Raw genomic sequence first — 15798 nt, forward strand, 5'->3', positions numbered from 1 at the left:
ACTCTAATTACTAATGAGTTAAAGCCCGGCCGACAAACAGACGTCGTTGCCAGCCGGTTACGTTACTTAGGAAAGTAAGCGTTGGGTGTCGTACTTTCTATTCAAAGAGCGACAGGGGGAACAGCGTCAAACAACATGGTGACTTCACCGGTGTAATCGCCCGGAGCAAAGGTTGTGCCTTTTGCACTAATACGCAGAGGGGCGCGATAGTTCACGTCCGACTCGGCCTCGCCCACGACCATTTGTGGGGTGTTGTTGAGCTCTTTGTTGTTGAGCTCTACTTTCAGGTCAATGGTGTTGGCACCGGAGATGAGCTTCGGCGTGCCTTGCACACTGGCGTGAACCGAACCGTTGTTGTTACGTACGTCGAAAAAGCCGTTCACCTGGCGCATGGTACCGGTGGCCGGGTTGTGGCTCATATCCTGATCCTTGTTGACCAGATCCGGATCGACTGGAACGACGTAAAAGCCGTTGGTCGGAACGTGGGCAACCAGACTGATGGAATGGTTGGCTTCGCCTGCGGCAAATACAACGGAAGAACTCAGAGCCAGAACAGCCAATGGAGCAGCAATTGCGAGTTTCTTGAACATCATTCGATACCTGTCTTTTTAATAGGTTTTGATCATCGAAAGTTTAAAACCCCAAGGCCAATACCGCACCTTGATAGCGCTTTGTCTTAACTTTCAACGCCGGCAAATGATCGAGCAATTCCTATGGAAAGTAAGCAGGCAAGTTCCGGCGAGCCTGTAGCCAGGACGCCGCAGATAAAGAGTGACAAAACCCGAAAAAACGGAAAAAGCTGTTATTAACCGTAAGAACAAGACTACAAACAGATTTACCGAAAAAACAAGACAGGCTCCATAACCATGCAATATCCGAAACACCGACACCACGCAACTAGCAAACAAAGGCCAGCGCCGAACAATTAGAGAGTTAACACTAATTTTTCAAGGCACGCCTGAATTAAAAGTCGCATTTTATTGATATGAAATTGTCCGACAATTTCATACGTAAACCGCTGACCTCCGTCGACACCGGAATCCGACCGTTGGTCTGGTCCCCTTGCTACCCACTAAAGATATATCTTAAGTTGTATCTAAATACGACGAGAGAACACAAAAATGAGAGACCATCATTCCCATCGCGAACACAGCGAGGGCCGCGACGGCTTCGAAAAACGCCCCGGCCGCGAACGCGGTGGCCGCGGTCCACGAGTGTTCGCCCCCGGCGACTTGAAACTGCTGCTGTTGGCGCTGATCGCCGAGCAGCCGTGCCACGGCTATGACCTGATCCGCCAGATCGAAAGCATGTTCGACGGCGCCTACTGCCCCAGCCCCGGCGTGATCTACCCGACCCTGACCTTTCTTGAAGAAAGCGAAATGATCCTCGGCGACGCCGATGGCGGAAAAAAACGCTACAGCATCACCGACGCCGGACGTCTGTCATTAGGCGAACAAGCGATTGCCCTGGACGGCGTGCGCATGCGCATCGAGGTCAGCAAGCGTTCATTGCGCGGGCATGATCGCCCGGCCGAGATCCACGAAGCGGTGCACAACTTGCGCTACGCGTTGCAAATGCATCATGGCCGCTGGAGCCCGGAAGAAATCCTGCGGGTGCGCGACCTGCTCAACAACACCGCCAAAGCCATCGTCGATGGCCCTGTCGTTCAACCGGTTCAGGAGAAGGCCGAATGACTGAAGTCATCGTGCAAACCATTCACCGCGTCAGCCACGAACTCAAACGCCGTCGCCTGCAAGTGCTGCGGGTACTCGACCTGACCCCGCGCATGCGCCGGATCACCCTCGGCGGGCCGGAGCTGGCCGGCTTCGTCAGTCTCGGAACGGACGACCACGTCAAACTGTTTTTCCCGCAAACCGCAGCGGAACACGCCGCGCTGGAAACCCTGGTGCTGGGCGCCGGCAAGGACAACGGGCCGCTGCCGGCAATGCGCGACTACACGCCCCGTCGTTACGACCTGAACACGCTGGAGCTGGATATCGACTTCGTCCTGCACGGCGATGGCCCGGCCGCAACCTGGGCGGCGCAGGCCACAGCCGGTCAGTTCCTGCACATCGGCGGGCCACGGGGCTCGATGGTCGTGCCGGATGTCTTCGACAGTTATCTGCTGATCGGTGACGAAACCGCCCTGCCCGCCATCGCCCGCCGCCTCGAAAGCCTGGCGGCCAACCGTCGCGCACTGGTGGTGGTGGAAATCGAGAACGGCGCCGAACAGCAAGTCCTCGAAAGCCAGGCAGAGGTCAAGGTGATTTGGGTCCTGCGCGAAGGCGGCAAGAACCCGCTGCTGACCACCGTGCAGCAGCTGCACATGCCGAGCGGCGAGTTGTATGCATGGATCGCGACAGAATCCAGAGCCTCACGGCAGATCCGCCGCGTGCTGCTGGACGAGAAAGGTTTGAATCAGGATCAGGTGAAGGCCGTGGGTTATTGGAAACTGGACGGTAGCGACGAGGAGTAATCATCCCTCTCTGTGGCGAGGGAGCATGCTCCCGCGCCACCGATCCAGCCCAACCACCACCAACGCAATCACCACAAACCCGAGCAATATCCCGCTGGCATTGATGAGCACCTGTGGATAACCGAGCTTTTCAACATCGATGAAAGGATAAGGGTAGAGCCCCAGCGACTGCCCGCGCAGCAAGACATAAGCGAAATACACCACCGGGTAAATCACCCACACCCCGATGTGGCTCAGGCGCAAGGTGCCCTTGGGCACACACCGCCACCAATAGAGCAGGAACAGCAGCGGCATGACGTCATGCAGCAGCTCGTCGGCAAACAACTGCCAGCCCTGCGGATGCCACAAATGCCGCAACAACACGCTGTACGCCACGCCGACCAGCACAATGCTCACGGCGATTCCACTGCTGACCCACGGCTGCAAAAAGAACGCGCGGCCCTTCGACTCGCGTGAGGTCACCGCACAGGTCAACACCACCGCCACCAGCGTATTGCTCAGCACGGTGAAGTAACTGAAGTAGCTCACCAGCCCACCCAGCAGGCTGGCGCTGACACTCCAGCGACCGTAAAACACCAGGTACAGCTGAATACTCAATCCCAGCCAGCCAAGCACGGCGGCCAAGCGGGTCAAACTTCTCACAACAGGTGACGGTCGAGTCAGCTCGGCGAGCATCTCTATTCCTTAGAGCGGACGTTTGGTGCGCATCAATTTTACGTAGAGCTTTTCGACTTTCTCGCGGGCCCACGGGGTTTTGCGCAGAAAGGTCAGGCTCGACTTGATACTCGGATCACTCTTGAAGCAGCGAATGTCGATGCGCTCGGCCAGCCCCGACCATTCGTAGTGTTCAACCAGCGCGTTGAGGATCTGTTCGAGGGTCACGCCGTGCAGCGGGTTGGTGTTCTGTTCGGTCATGCCGGGCCTTTGAACGAAGAAAGTAAAGGAAGGCGCGCACCTTAGCCGAGGGGGTCGCGCGGTGAAAGGACTCTGTGCGCCAGAGCCTTAACTGTAGGTGAACTTTTCTTCCAGTCACTGTTACCAAATTCGAAATGATCCATGTCAAGAAAAGCGCTTTCTCTCTTTGTAACAGATCATTATCCTTGCCCCCCTAAAGCTGAATCGCTTCACCTACCCGATTCATCCACGCGGCGTTCAGCTCCCCCCCATAAAAGACCAAGAATCCCTCTATGCCCGACATTCAGACTTTACGAGACAGCGCTGTCTTACCCACTGTTGCTGCCCGAAAAGCCATCACTCTGATCGGCGGGATCAAGGGGCAGTCGTCGTTCTAATCAACGGCTCGCTCCCACCAGGAATGCATCAACTGAACTTTTTGTACTGAAACCTGCTTGCGCCTGATCGTCATCTACAGTGAACAGGCGCGGGACTACTTAAAACGTCACGGAGAACCACACTATGAGCACTGATGGTGCTAGTCGAAGCCGTTTGCTGCCGAGCCTGCTCGGTATCGTGCTTCTGCTAATGGGCCTGGCCTTGCTGGCCGGGGGGATCAAGCTGAGCCTGCTCGGCGGCTCGCTGTACTACCTGCTGGCCGGTATCGGCCTGGTGCTGACCGGGATTTTGCTGCTGGCCGCGCGCCGTGCGGCGTTGGGTCTGTACGCAGTGGTGTTGTTCGCCAGTACGGTATGGTCGCTGTGGGAAGTCGGTCTCGACTGGTGGCAACTGGTGCCACGTCTGTCATTGTGGTTCGCCCTTGGCGTGGTCCTGCTGTTGCCGTGGTTCCGCCGTCCGTTGCTGCGCGATGGCGCCGCTCCACTGGGTACCGCTGCGCTGAGCGTGGCCGTGGTCCTGGCCGGCGCCACCGCCGTTGCCAGCCAGTTCACCCATCCGGGTGAAATCATGGGCGAGTTGGGCCGCGACACTGCCGACATGACCAGTACCGCGCCAGCCATGCCCGAAGGCGAGTGGCAGGCCTATGGCCGCACCGAATTCGGCGACCGCTACTCGCCGCTGAAGCAGATCACCCCGGCCAACGTCGGCAAGCTGCAGGAAGCCTGGCGCATCCGCACCGGCGACCTGCCGACCGCCGATGACCCGGTGGAGCTGACCAACGAGAATACCCCGCTGAAGGTCAACGGCATGCTCTACGCCTGCACCGCCCACAGCAAGGTGCTGGCGCTGGACCCAGACACCGGCAAGGAACTCTGGCGCTTCGACCCGCAGATCAAGAGCCCGGTGGGCTTCAAGGGCTTCGCCCACATGACCTGCCGTGGCGTTTCCTACTACGACGAGAACGCCTACGCCAAAGCTGACAACGCTTCGGCCGCCGTCATCTCCGAGGCTGGCAAAGCCGTTGCCCAAGCCTGCCCGCGTCGTCTTTACCTGCCTACCGCCGATGCGCGTCTGATCGCGCTGAACGCCGACACCGGCAAGCTCTGCGAAGGCTTCGGCAATCACGGCGTGGTTGACCTGACCCAAGGTATCGGCCCGTTCACCCCCGGTGGCTACTACGCCACCTCACCGGCGGCGATCAGCCGGGATCTGGTGATCATGGGCGGTCACGTCACCGACAACGAGTCGACCAACGAGCCGTCCGGCGTGATCCGCGCCTTCGACATCCGCGACGGTCACCTGGTCTGGAACTGGGACAGCGGCAACCCGGAGGCGACCGAGCCTTTGGCGCCGGGCAAGATCTACACCCGCAACTCGCCGAACATGTGGTCGCTGGCCAGCGTCGATGAAAAACTCGGCATGGTGTACCTGCCACTGGGCAACCAGATGCCTGACCAATGGGGTGCCGACCGCACCCCGGGCGCTGAAAAATTCAGCGCCGGCATGGTGGCCCTGGACCTGGCCACCGGCAAGGTGCGCTGGAACTTCCAGTTCACCCACCACGACCTGTGGGACATGGACGTCGGCAGCCAGCCGACCCTGCTCGACCTGAAGACCGCCGACGGCGTCAAACCGGCGCTGATCGCACCGACCAAGCAGGGCAGCCTGTACGTGCTCGACCGTCGCGACGGCAAGCCGATCGTGCCGATTCGTGAGGTTCCGGCACCACAAGGTGCGGTCACCGGCGACCATACCGCCCCGACCCAGGCGCGCTCGGACCTCAACCTGCTTGGCCCGGATCTGACCGAGAAAGCCATGTGGGGCGCCAGTCCGTTCGACCAGATGCTCTGCCGCATCCAGTTCCACCAACTGCGCTACGAAGGCCAGTACACCCCGCCGTCGTTGCAGGGCAGCCTGATCTATCCGGGTAACGTCGGTGTGTTCAACTGGGGCAGCGTGTCGCTCGACCCGGTACGCCAGATGCTGTTCACCAGCCCGAACTACATGGCGTTCGTCTCGAAACTGATCCCCCAGGCTGAAGTGGCTGCCGGGAGCAAGCGCGAAAGCGAGACCTCCGGCATCCAGCCCAACACCGGCGCACCGTACGCGGTGACCATGCACCCGTTCATGTCGCCGTTCGGCGTACCGTGCCAGGCGCCGGCCTGGGGCTATGTCGCCGGTATCGACCTGACCACCAACAAAGTGGTGTGGAAGCGCAAGAACGGCACCAGCCGCGACAGCTCGCCGCTGCCTATCGGCCTGCCAATCGGCGTGCCCAGCATGGGCGGCTCGATCGTCACTGCCGGTGGCGTCGGCTTCCTCAGCGGCACCCTGGACCAGTACCTGCGCGCCTATGACGTCAACAATGGCAAGGAACTGTGGAAGTCGCGCCTGCCAGCCGGCGGCCAGGCCACACCGATGACCTACACCGGCAAGGACGGCAAACAGTACGTGCTGCTGGTGGTTGGTGGCCATGGTTCGCTGGGTACCAAGATGGGCGACTATGTGATTGCTTACAAACTGTCGGAATAAGCGTTAACCGCAGTTAAAAAGAAGGCGACTACCGTGAGGTAGTCGCCTTTTTTGTGGGCGATCAGCTGGAATATATGCAACACCGTTCTGTGGCGTGTTTATCCCATGAGTAGGATTCAGAGAAGCTTCCGACATGGTTTTCAGGTTGTCGGTGGGAAGCCGCATGACTAGTCTTTGGTGGTCGCTGCCAATTCAGCGAACGGGCGTCGCGGCCCGGATCAATCAAGGCGCATAGCGCCATCATTTCCTTTCAGTTGGCGCTTTTTTATCGTCTACTGCTTTGCGTTATGGCGGCTGTGCGCGGGATACCTTCGGGTATGCCGGGTTCCTTGATGCCCGGTCCGCGAACCTGCGTACAGCTGCCACCTCCCATCGCGTCGCGGCGATCAGTGGCGGCTCCACTCATCAAGGAGCTTCACAATGCACAAGATCACTCCAAATCCCCCTGAAACCCCAAGCACTTCCCCTTACGCCTCCAACGACTCCAAAAAACTCCACGACGCCGCCGAACGAGCGCTGGATCATTACCTCAAACCGCCGTTCGACAAGGGCAACCTGCCCGACAAACGCCCCTCCAACATCTTCGCGGTGATTCCCGATCTGGATAACGAAACCCTGCTGGCCCATGCCTCGGAAACCCTCGCCTCGGTCAATGTGCTGGCCAGCGACCTGGCGTTCGAGCTCGAAGGCACGCGCCGGCATGTGGCGCTGGCGATTCAGCAGATGGTCTCGTTGGGGGAACTGTTGGTGAACCGAGCGCTGGATAGTTTTGATCAGCCAGAACAGCAGTAACACCGCACTGTGGGAGCGGGCTTGCTCGCGAAGAGTTCATCACATTCAACCTCTCAGTTAACTGCCAGTCCGCCTTCGCGAGCAAGCCCGCTCCCACAGTTTTGATTGATGTACATCTGCGAACGGTCAGCATCTAAAGCCGTAAGCACTCCAACCACTCAGGCCGGCTGTCAGGCCGCCGTGCTGTTGCTGTTGATCTTGATCCACCCGCCCCTTCGGGAGGCCGAGCGCAGGTGTTCATCAGGGGGTTGGCGCGCAGTGCCGTACGGCGCAGCCGGACACATCGAGAGGAGGTCGTCGCGAAGCAGACCGGAGGCGATGCCCCCTGATGGACACCGGAGCGAGGGAACGCCGAGCCTAGGCGAGGGGCCGGACGCTTGGGGCGAGCGTTTTTTTGCTTACTTTTTTTAGGCGCTTGTAAAAAAAGTGAGTCGCCGTCAGGCGAAACCCTAAGTGGCCGTTACCGCAGGAATGGATATGTACACCCGCAAGAGATTGGTCGGCTGTCAGGCCGCCTTCGCAGGCAAGCCAGCTCCCACAGTTTTGATTGGTGTACATCTGCGGGAGATTGGCCGGCTGTCAGGCCGCCAGGATCAAAAGATCGCAGCCTTCGGCAGCTCCTACAGTTGAACGAAGATACACCTTATGAAACACCCGCTAACAACCGCCCCCCATTGAAACCACCCCCCACCTGCCCCATCTAACTCTCATACCCCATTGCGCAGGTGCCCCATGAGCGACCAGCAAGAATTCCCGGAAAACCCGAGCGACTACGCCGACCCCGAAAACGCCGAACACCCCACCTCCGCAGGCAAAGGCCTGGCCCTGCCCGGCCAGAACCTGCCGGACAAGGTCTACATCATCCCGATTCACAATCGCCCGTTTTTCCCGGCGCAAGTACTGCCGGTGATCGTCAATGAAGAACCCTGGGCCGAGACCCTCGACCTGGTGGCCAAGTCCGAGCATCACTCGCTGGCACTGTTCTTCATGGACACCCCGCAGGAAGACCCACGGCATTTCGACACGTCCGCCCTGCCGCTGTACGGCACCCTGGTGAAGGTCCATCACGCCAGCCGCGAAAACGGCAAACTGCAATTCGTCGCCCAGGGCCTGACCCGCGTGCGCATCCGCACCTGGCTCAAACACCATCGCCCACCGTACCTGGTGGAAGTCGAATACCCGCACCAGCCAAGCGAGCCGACCGATGAGGTCAAGGCCTACGGCATGGCGCTGATCAATGCGATCAAGGAACTGCTGCCGCTCAACCCGCTGTACAGCGAAGAGCTGAAAAACTACCTCAACCGCTTCAGCCCCAACGATCCGTCGCCGCTGACCGACTTCGCCGCCGCCCTGACCTCGGCCACCGGTAGCGAGCTGCAAGAAGTGCTCGACTGCGTGCCAATGCTCAAGCGCATGGAAAAAGTCCTGCCGATGCTGCGCAAGGAAGTCGAAGTCGCGCGTTTGCAGAAAGAAATCTCCGCCGAAGTGAACCGCAAGATCGGCGAGCACCAGCGCGAGTTTTTCCTCAAGGAACAGCTCAAGGTCATCCAGCAGGAACTGGGGCTGACCAAGGACGACCGCAGCGCCGACGTCGAGCAGTTCGAGCAGCGGCTGGTGGGCAAGGTCTTGCCGCCACAGGCGCAGAAACGCATCAGCGAGGAAATGAACAAGCTGTCGATCCTCGAAACCGGCTCGCCGGAATACGCCGTGACCCGCAACTACCTGGAATGGGCGACGGCGGTGCCGTGGGGCGTTTATGGCGAGGACAAACTCGACCTCAAGCACGCACGCAAAGTCCTCGACAAACACCATGCCGGGCTCGACGACATCAAGGACCGGATCCTCGAATTCCTCGCGGTCGGGGCTTACAAAGGCGAGATCGCCGGTTCCATCGTGCTGCTGGTCGGTCCTCCGGGCGTGGGCAAAACCAGCGTCGGCAAATCCATCGCCGAGTCCCTGGGGCGGCCGTTCTATCGGTTCAGCGTTGGCGGCATGCGCGACGAAGCCGAGATCAAGGGCCACCGCCGCACGTACATCGGCGCGCTGCCGGGCAAACTGGTCCAGGCGTTGAAAGACGTCGAAGTGATGAACCCGGTGATCATGCTCGACGAGATCGACAAGATGGGCCAAAGCTTCCAGGGCGACCCGGCCTCGGCGCTGCTGGAAACCCTCGACCCGGAACAGAACGTCGAATTCCTCGACCATTACCTCGACCTGCGCCTGGACCTGTCGAAAGTGCTGTTCGTCTGCACCGCCAACACCCTGGACTCGATTCCCGGCCCGTTGCTCGACCGGATGGAAGTGATTCGCCTGTCGGGTTACATCACCGAAGAAAAAGTCGCCATCGCCAAGCGTCACCTGTGGCCAAAACAGCTGGATAAGGCCGGGGTGTCCAAAACCAGTCTGTCCATCAGCGACAGCGCGCTGAAAGCCTTGATCGACGGTTACGCCCGCGAAGCCGGGGTGCGGCAGTTGGAAAAACAACTGGGCAAACTGGTACGCAAAGCGGTGGTCAAGCTGATCGACGAGCCGCAAAGCGTGATCAAGATCGGCCCCAAAGACCTCGAAGCCTCACTCGGCATGCCGGTGTTCCGCAACGAACAAGTGCTGTCCGGCACCGGCGTCATCACCGGCCTGGCCTGGACCAGCATGGGCGGCGCGACCTTACCGATCGAAGCCACACGCATCCACACCCTCAACCGCGGCTTCAAGCTCACCGGGCAACTGGGTGACGTGATGAAGGAATCGGCCGAGATTGCCTACAGCTACGTCAGCTCGCACCTCAAACAATTCGGTGGCGATGCGAAGTTCTTCGACGAAGCTTTCATCCACCTCCACGTACCGGAAGGCGCCACCCCGAAAGACGGCCCAAGCGCCGGCGTGACCATGGCCAGCGCCCTGCTCTCGCTGGCACGCAACCAGCCGCCGAAAAAAGGCGTGGCCATGACCGGTGAATTGACGCTGACCGGGCATGTGCTGCCGATTGGCGGGGTGCGCGAGAAGGTGATTGCGGCGCGGCGCCAGAAAATCTTCGAACTGATCTTGCCGGAGCCCAACCGTGGCAGTTTCGAGGAGTTGCCGGATTACCTGAAGGAGGGGATTACCGTGCACTTTGCCAAGCGCTTTGCGGATGTGGCGAAGGTGTTGTTCTGATAGTCATCTAGCGTCCTTACCATCGCCATCGCGAGCAAGCTCGCTCCCACAGGGATAGTGATAAACCTGTGGGAGCGAGCTTGCTCGCGATGGGGCCGGCACTAACAACACTGCTCTCGTATCATCCCCCTCCTGCCCGTCACACTTTGTCTCATCTTCGGTTATGCTCGCCATTCGTCGCGATTACCGGAGCCGCTGACCTTATGTCCCCCACCCGCCTGTTTGTCCCCCTGAGCCTCGCCCTGCTAACCGCCTGCGCCACTCAACCGAAACAGAACGTGACGGTGGAAAAACAGAGCGAATGCCCGGTGCAGCTGAACAACGGGCAACACCTGATCCTGACCCTGCCGAGCAACCCGACCACCGGTTATCGCTGGGCGATCCAGGATTCGGCGGGCGGCGTGCTGCGGGCGATCAGCCCCGAGGTTTACACCAACCCGGAAAACACCGGACTGGTGGGCAGTGGCGGGCAATCGACCTGGCGCTTTCAAGCCTTCGCCGCGGGCAACGGGCGTTTGCGCCTGACTTATCAACAGCCGTGGGAGCCGGAAGCCACGCCTGCGCAAACCTTCGACTGCGCGATTTCGGTTAACTGACCGTGGGTTGGCTGATTCTGGCGCTGATGGGCGCGGTGACCTTTCTTTACGGGGTGAGCGTTCACGCCGAGTTGCTGTGTCTGTTGGTCAAACCGTTGCCGGTGTTGGCGCTGCTCGGCTGGCTGCACGATGCACCGCCCAGCGAGTATCGGCGCTGGATCAGCCTTGGATTGATTTTCTCGTTGCTCGGCGACGTGTTGCTGGCGTGGCCTGGGGATTTATTCGTGTTTGGCCTCGGCGCGTTTCTGCTCGCGCACTTGGCGTATTTGAAGGCGTACTTGAGTGATTGCCGGCGCCTGGCGCTGTTGCCGCTGATGCTGGCGCTCGGGGTCGGCGCGCTGCTGCTGGGGATACTGATCAGCCATGGCCTGGGGCCGTTGCTGATTCCGGTGATCGTTTACGGCGTGGCCATCAGCGCCATGCTCTGGCGTGCCCTGGCCCGTTTGGGCAGCGACGTGCCCAAGCGCTCGGCACTGTTGGCGGCCGGAGGCGCGCTGGCGTTTGTGTTTTCCGACAGCGTGATTGGCATCAGCCGCTTTGTGTGGCCGTTCGAGGCCGCGCCCTACGTGATCATCCTCAGCTACTGGCTGGGGCAATGGGGGATTGCGGCGTCGGCGTTCTCCCAGAAACCGCGTTTAACCGTTTAAAAGATCGCAGCCTGCGGCAGCTCCTACGGGGATCGCATTCCAATGTAGGAGCTGCCGCAGGCTGCAATCTTTTGATTGGCGGTTTATCAGACAACCCGCGCATCCGCGCGCCAAGTTGGCTAAAATGCCGGCCTTTTCCACATCCGCCGCTGGAACCGCCGTGAGCAAAGAACCCGATCGCCTATTCGCCCAGCCCCTGGCCCAGGTGCCCGACTTCGCCTTTAACGAGGACGTGGTGCGGGTGTTCCCGGACATGATCAAGCGCTCGGTGCCGGGTTACCCGACCATTGTCGAAAACCTCGGCGTGCTCGCGGCGCAGTTCGCCCAGCCCAATAGCGTGCTCTACGACCTCGGTTCGTCCTTGGGCGCGGTGACTCAGGCCCTGCGCCGCCATGTGCGCACCGACGGTTGCCGGGTGATCGCGGTGGATAACTCGACGGCGATGGTCGAGCGTTGCCGCGAATACCTCAACGGCCAGGACTCGATGTTCCAGGAGCTGCTGCCGGTTGACGTGATCGAAGGTGACATTCTCGCGCTGGAATTCAAGCCGGCCTCGGTGGTGGCGCTGAACTTCACCCTGCAATTCATCGCCCCGGACCAACGCCTGGCACTGCTCGGGCGCATCCGTCAGTCGCTGTTGCCGGGCGGTGCGCTGATTCTGTCGGAGAAGCTGCGTTTCGAAGACGCGCAAGAACACGCGCTGCTCACCGACCTGCACATCGCCTTCAAACGCGCCAACGGCTACAGCGAACTGGAAATCGCCCAGAAGCGCAGCGCCATCGAAAACGTCATGAAGCCCGACAGCCTCGAAGAACACCGTGAACGCCTGCTGGCCGCCGGGTTCTCGAAAGTCGTGCCGTGGTTCCAGTGTCTTAACTTTGCCTCGTTGATTGCCTTGCCATGATTGATCTGTCTCCCCTCGCCCGCCGTCTGACCGGTACGCCACTGGCCGATTGGGCCAACACCCTGCAAGCGCAACTCGATGCAAAAATGGAAAAAGGTCACGGCGACCTTGAGCGCTGGCAGAGTGCACTGGACGCCTTGCCAAAGATCCAGCCGACCGCAGTCGACTTGCTTGACGGCCTGATGCTCGACACCGACTGCGACGATGAAACCCGCGCACAAATGCGCACCGCACTGATGGGCCTGTCGCCATGGCGTAAAGGTCCGTTCGACTTGTTCGGCGTGCACGTCGACACCGAATGGCGCTCGGACTGGAAGTGGTCGCGGGTCGCCCCGCACCTGAACCTCAAAGGCAAACGCATCCTCGATGTCGGCTGCGGCAATGGCTATTACATGTGGCGCATGCTCGGTGCCGGCGCCGACAGCGTGATCGGCGTCGACCCGAACTGGCTGTTCTTCTGCCAGTTCCAGGCGGTTCAGCGTTACCTGTCAGAACCGTCGGCCTGGCACCTGCCGTTTCCCTTTGAGGATCTTCCTCCCAATCTCGAGGGCTTCGACACGGTGTTTTCCATGGGCGTGTTCTACCACCGCCGCTCACCGATCGAGCATTTGCTGGCGCTGAAGGATTGCCTGGTCAAGGGCGGTGAACTGGTGCTGGAAACGCTGGTGATCGACGGCGACGAACAGCAAGTGCTGGTGCCGGAAGACCGCTATGCGCAGATGCGCAACGTCTGGTTCCTGCCGTCGGTGCCGGCGCTGATGCTCTGGCTGCGCCGTGCCGGGTTCAGCGATGTGAAGTGCGTGGATGTCAGCGTGACCACGGTTGAAGAACAACGTGGGACCGAGTGGATGAAGTATCAGTCGCTGAGCGACTTCCTCGATCCGGATGATCACAGCAAGACGATTGAAGGTTTGCCGGCGCCGATGCGCGCGGTGATCGTCGCTCGTAAATAAAACACCTATCTCCTGATCGCTGGAAATCCCCTGTGGGAGCGAGCTTGCTCCGGGCGGCGTTCCGACGATGGCGGCCTGACATTCAACATTGATGTTGGATGTTAGGGCCTCATCGCGAGCAAGCTCGCTCCCACAGTTGATTTGTGTTGTGTCTCAAACTGCTGGCTTGGCTCTTCGGGCCTTGAAAAACTCGCTCAACACCGCCCCACACTCTTCGGCCAATACCCCGCCTTCGACCAGCACCCGGTGGTTGAGAAAGCCCTGGGTGAAAAACTGCCCCTGGCTTTGCACGATCCCGGCCTTGGGTTCCAGTGCCCCATAGACCACCCGCGCAATCCGCGAATGCACGATCAAACCGGCGCACATGCTGCACGGTTCCAGCGTGACGTACAGCGTGCTGCCCGGCAGACGATAGTTGCTCACGGCCTGCGCGGCGGCGCGGATCGCGACCATTTCGGCGTGGGCGCTGGGGTCGCTGCCGCTGATCGGGCAATTGAAGCCGCGCCCGATGATTTCGCCGTCCTGCACCAGCACCGCGCCCACCGGCACTTCGCCGAGGGCCGCACCTTGCGCGGCCAGGGCCAGGGCTTCACGCATGAAGTCCTGATCGCGGCTACGGTCGATGATCTGCGCGGGGCGTATCTGACGCATCAGGCCACCTCGATGGCGGCCATCAGGCCGGTTTCCATGTGGTCGATCACATGGCAGTGGAACATCCACACCCCCGGGTTATCTGCCACCAGCGCCACTTGAGCACGCTCGTTTTTGCCCAACAGGTAGGTGTCGGTGAAGTACGGGATGATCTTTTTGCGGTTCGAGGCAATGACCTTGAAGCTCATGCCGTGCAAGTGAACCGGGTGCTGGTACTGGGTCATGTTCTTCAATTCGAAAATGTAGCTTTTGCCTTTCGCAAGCTTAGCAATCGGGCGGTCGGCGCAGGTTTTATCGGTGATGTCCCAGGCCTTGCCGTTGATCTGCCAGAGGCTCGGCGGCTTGCCATTGTCGACGTTGACCGAGACCGAACCGACCCACTCGAAATTGAAGTTGAGCTTCTCGGCATTGGCGATATCCGGCTCGGAGATCGGGTTGGCCGGCAGCGCTGGCGGCCACTGGGTTGGCGCGTCATTGTTGGCCACCGAGCGCAACGTGCCTATGCGCACCGGCCCGTTGCGCAGTGACAATTCCTCACCCGCCTTGGGTGCCTTGATCGCCAGGCAAATGCGCATGCCCGGCCCCAGCCAGTATTCCTTGCCCAGCGGACGCGGCTCGATCGGGTTACCGTCGAGCGCGTAGATCTGCGCTTCGACACCCGGAATGTTGAGGCGATAAGTCAGGGTGTTATCGAGATTCAACAAGCGTACCCGAGTGATCTGCCCGGCCGGCAACTCAACCACCGGCAGTGGTACGCCATTGATGGTCGCCAGACGACCGGCCGTCCCACCACGCGCCGCTTCACGAGGAATACTGAACGGCACGAAGGCGCCCTCTTCATCGACGTGCCAGCTTTTCAGGCTGAGCGTTTTCTCGTACTTGAAACCGGTGGGCTCGCGCTCTTCGATGATCAGCGGCCCGACCAGCCCGCGACCCAGCTCCTGGCTGCTGTTCACATGCGGGTGATACCAGTAGCTGCCAGCGTCCGGCACGCGGAATTTGTAGTCGAAATACTCGCCCGGCAGCACCGGCAGTTGCGAGACGTACGGCACGCCGTCCATCTCCAGCGGCAAACGGATGCCGTGCCAGTGAATGGTGGTGGGCACCGGCAGGTGGTTGATGAAACGCACCCGCAGCCATTCGCCCTGGCGCACTCGCAGTTCCGTCCCCGGCGCCGACGGACCAAAGGCCCAAGCCTCGGTTTTATGCCCCGGCACCAGTTCGACATCCAGCGGCGCGGCGATCAACTCATAATCGTGACCCGCGTTGGCGTCGGCCATTTTCCCCAGCCAGTAACGCGATGCACCACCGGCCCCGACGCCCACCACTGCCAGACCGGCCAGACCACCCAGTATTTGTCGACGGGAAAAGGACATGAACTCAACAACCTCACGTATCAGCGGCAGGCCTATGCCCGCAAAAGGCGAATACGATACACCTGCGGTTGAGAAACAGTAAGGGCTACGCGGCGCCTGGTCACAGTCAAATCATGGCTCCCACAGAATGACGTTTACGCTTGAAGACCGGTGATCAGATGAACAACCCCATCTTCCAGCATCATGACTCCCGGCACACCTGCCGCACTCAACCCCTGTCGATCCATCCGCGCCACATCCCGCAACTCCACCCGCACTCGGGTCAGTGCTACGCGCTGCTGGGCTTTGAGGTTATCCACACCGCCCAGCGCAGCCACCACACCCGGGGCCAGCAACGCCGAAGACGATCGCGCCACCTTCGGCTCATCCACCAGCAGATCCGGGGTCAATGCCTTCCAGAACGCCCGTTGCATTTTTTCGAACAT

General features: G+C 60.4%; 16 protein-coding genes. 10 read left to right on the forward strand and 6 right to left on the reverse strand.

Annotated features, from left to right (window positions below; all coding sequences use genetic code 11):
- Positions 1-101 precede the first annotated feature (101 nt).
- Positions 102-593, reverse strand: a complete 492-nt coding sequence (locus AC1RPZ_RS06690; RefSeq protein WP_493136048.1) for a CS1 type fimbrial major subunit — start codon at positions 591-593, stop codon at positions 102-104.
- A 528-nt stretch (positions 594-1121) separates the two neighbouring features.
- Here AC1RPZ_RS06690 and AC1RPZ_RS06695 point away from each other — a divergent pair.
- The gene (locus AC1RPZ_RS06695) at positions 1122-1694 is read left to right on the forward strand and encodes a PadR family transcriptional regulator (protein ID WP_493136050.1); all 573 of its coding nucleotides are present in this window, start codon (positions 1122-1124) and stop codon (positions 1692-1694) included.
- Positions 1691-2476 carry a siderophore-interacting protein gene (locus AC1RPZ_RS06700; RefSeq protein ID WP_493136052.1) on the forward strand — a complete coding sequence of 262 codons (786 nt, stop codon included), beginning with the start codon at positions 1691-1693 and terminating at the stop codon, positions 2474-2476. Before AC1RPZ_RS06695 ends, AC1RPZ_RS06700 begins: the two co-directional genes overlap by 4 nt.
- On the opposite strand, the gene AC1RPZ_RS06705 is transcribed toward AC1RPZ_RS06700, so the two are convergent.
- Together AC1RPZ_RS06705 and AC1RPZ_RS06710 are read right to left on the reverse strand one after the other, a co-directional pair.
- Positions 2477-3151: a Pr6Pr family membrane protein gene (locus AC1RPZ_RS06705; protein ID WP_493136054.1), complete on the reverse strand. Its 675-nt coding sequence runs from the start codon at positions 3149-3151 to the stop codon at positions 2477-2479.
- Positions 3152-3160: 9 nt separating this feature from the next.
- Positions 3161-3391, reverse strand: coding sequence for a VF530 family protein (locus tag AC1RPZ_RS06710; RefSeq protein WP_123425128.1), 231 nt, complete (start codon positions 3389-3391; stop codon positions 3161-3163).
- A gap of 501 nt (positions 3392-3892) precedes the next feature.
- On the opposite strand from AC1RPZ_RS06710, the gene AC1RPZ_RS06715 reads away from it, so the two are divergent.
- The 8 genes from AC1RPZ_RS06715 (at position 3893) to cmoB (ending at position 13346) form a co-directional block, all read left to right on the forward strand.
- Positions 3893-6301: a glucose/quinate/shikimate family membrane-bound PQQ-dependent dehydrogenase gene (locus AC1RPZ_RS06715; protein ID WP_493136056.1), complete on the forward strand. Its 2409-nt coding sequence runs from the start codon at positions 3893-3895 to the stop codon at positions 6299-6301.
- A 420-nt stretch (positions 6302-6721) separates the two neighbouring features.
- Positions 6722-7093: a DUF6124 family protein gene (locus tag AC1RPZ_RS06720; RefSeq protein ID WP_493136059.1), complete on the forward strand. Its 372-nt coding sequence runs from the start codon at positions 6722-6724 to the stop codon at positions 7091-7093.
- 477 nt (positions 7094-7570) lie between these two features.
- Positions 7571-7723 carry a hypothetical protein gene (locus AC1RPZ_RS06725; protein WP_493136063.1) on the forward strand — a complete coding sequence of 51 codons (153 nt, stop codon included), beginning with the start codon at positions 7571-7573 and terminating at the stop codon, positions 7721-7723.
- Between the two features lie 102 nt (positions 7724-7825).
- Entirely contained in the window at positions 7826-10246 is a 2421-nt protein-coding gene (gene lon, locus AC1RPZ_RS06730) for an endopeptidase La (RefSeq protein ID WP_493136067.1), read from the forward strand.
- Positions 10247-10449: 203 nt separating this feature from the next.
- Positions 10450-10842 carry a protease inhibitor I42 family protein gene (locus AC1RPZ_RS06735; RefSeq protein WP_493136069.1) on the forward strand — a complete coding sequence of 131 codons (393 nt, stop codon included), beginning with the start codon at positions 10450-10452 and terminating at the stop codon, positions 10840-10842.
- 2 nt (positions 10843-10844) lie between these two features.
- Positions 10845-11489 carry a lysoplasmalogenase gene (locus tag AC1RPZ_RS06740; protein WP_493136071.1) on the forward strand — a complete coding sequence of 215 codons (645 nt, stop codon included), beginning with the start codon at positions 10845-10847 and terminating at the stop codon, positions 11487-11489.
- Positions 11490-11613: 124 nt separating this feature from the next.
- The gene (cmoA, locus tag AC1RPZ_RS06745; RefSeq protein ID WP_493136074.1) at positions 11614-12393 is read left to right on the forward strand and encodes a carboxy-S-adenosyl-L-methionine synthase CmoA; all 780 of its coding nucleotides are present in this window, start codon (positions 11614-11616) and stop codon (positions 12391-12393) included.
- On the forward strand, positions 12390-13346 hold the full coding sequence (gene cmoB, locus AC1RPZ_RS06750; RefSeq protein WP_493136076.1) for a tRNA 5-methoxyuridine(34)/uridine 5-oxyacetic acid(34) synthase CmoB: 957 nt from the start codon (positions 12390-12392) through the stop codon (positions 13344-13346). The genes cmoA and cmoB overlap by 4 nt, the downstream gene beginning before the upstream one ends.
- Positions 13347-13499: 153 nt before the next feature.
- Here the strand turns inward: cmoB and tadA are convergent, their stop codons facing one another.
- From tadA to AC1RPZ_RS06765, 3 genes are all read right to left on the reverse strand, one after another.
- Complete coding sequence (tadA, locus tag AC1RPZ_RS06755) at positions 13500-13997, reverse strand: tRNA adenosine(34) deaminase TadA (protein WP_493136078.1); 498 nt, start codon at positions 13995-13997, stop codon at positions 13500-13502.
- Positions 13997-15373, reverse strand: coding sequence for a multicopper oxidase family protein (locus AC1RPZ_RS06760; protein WP_493136080.1), 1377 nt, complete (start codon positions 15371-15373; stop codon positions 13997-13999). The genes tadA and AC1RPZ_RS06760 overlap by 1 nt, the downstream gene beginning before the upstream one ends.
- Before the next feature lie 134 nt (positions 15374-15507).
- Positions 15508-15798 carry a PTS sugar transporter subunit IIB gene (locus tag AC1RPZ_RS06765; protein ID WP_493136082.1) on the reverse strand — a complete coding sequence of 97 codons (291 nt, stop codon included), beginning with the start codon at positions 15796-15798 and terminating at the stop codon, positions 15508-15510.

It is taken from the genome of Pseudomonas sp. GW822-FHT02D10 (assembly GCF_058802345.1).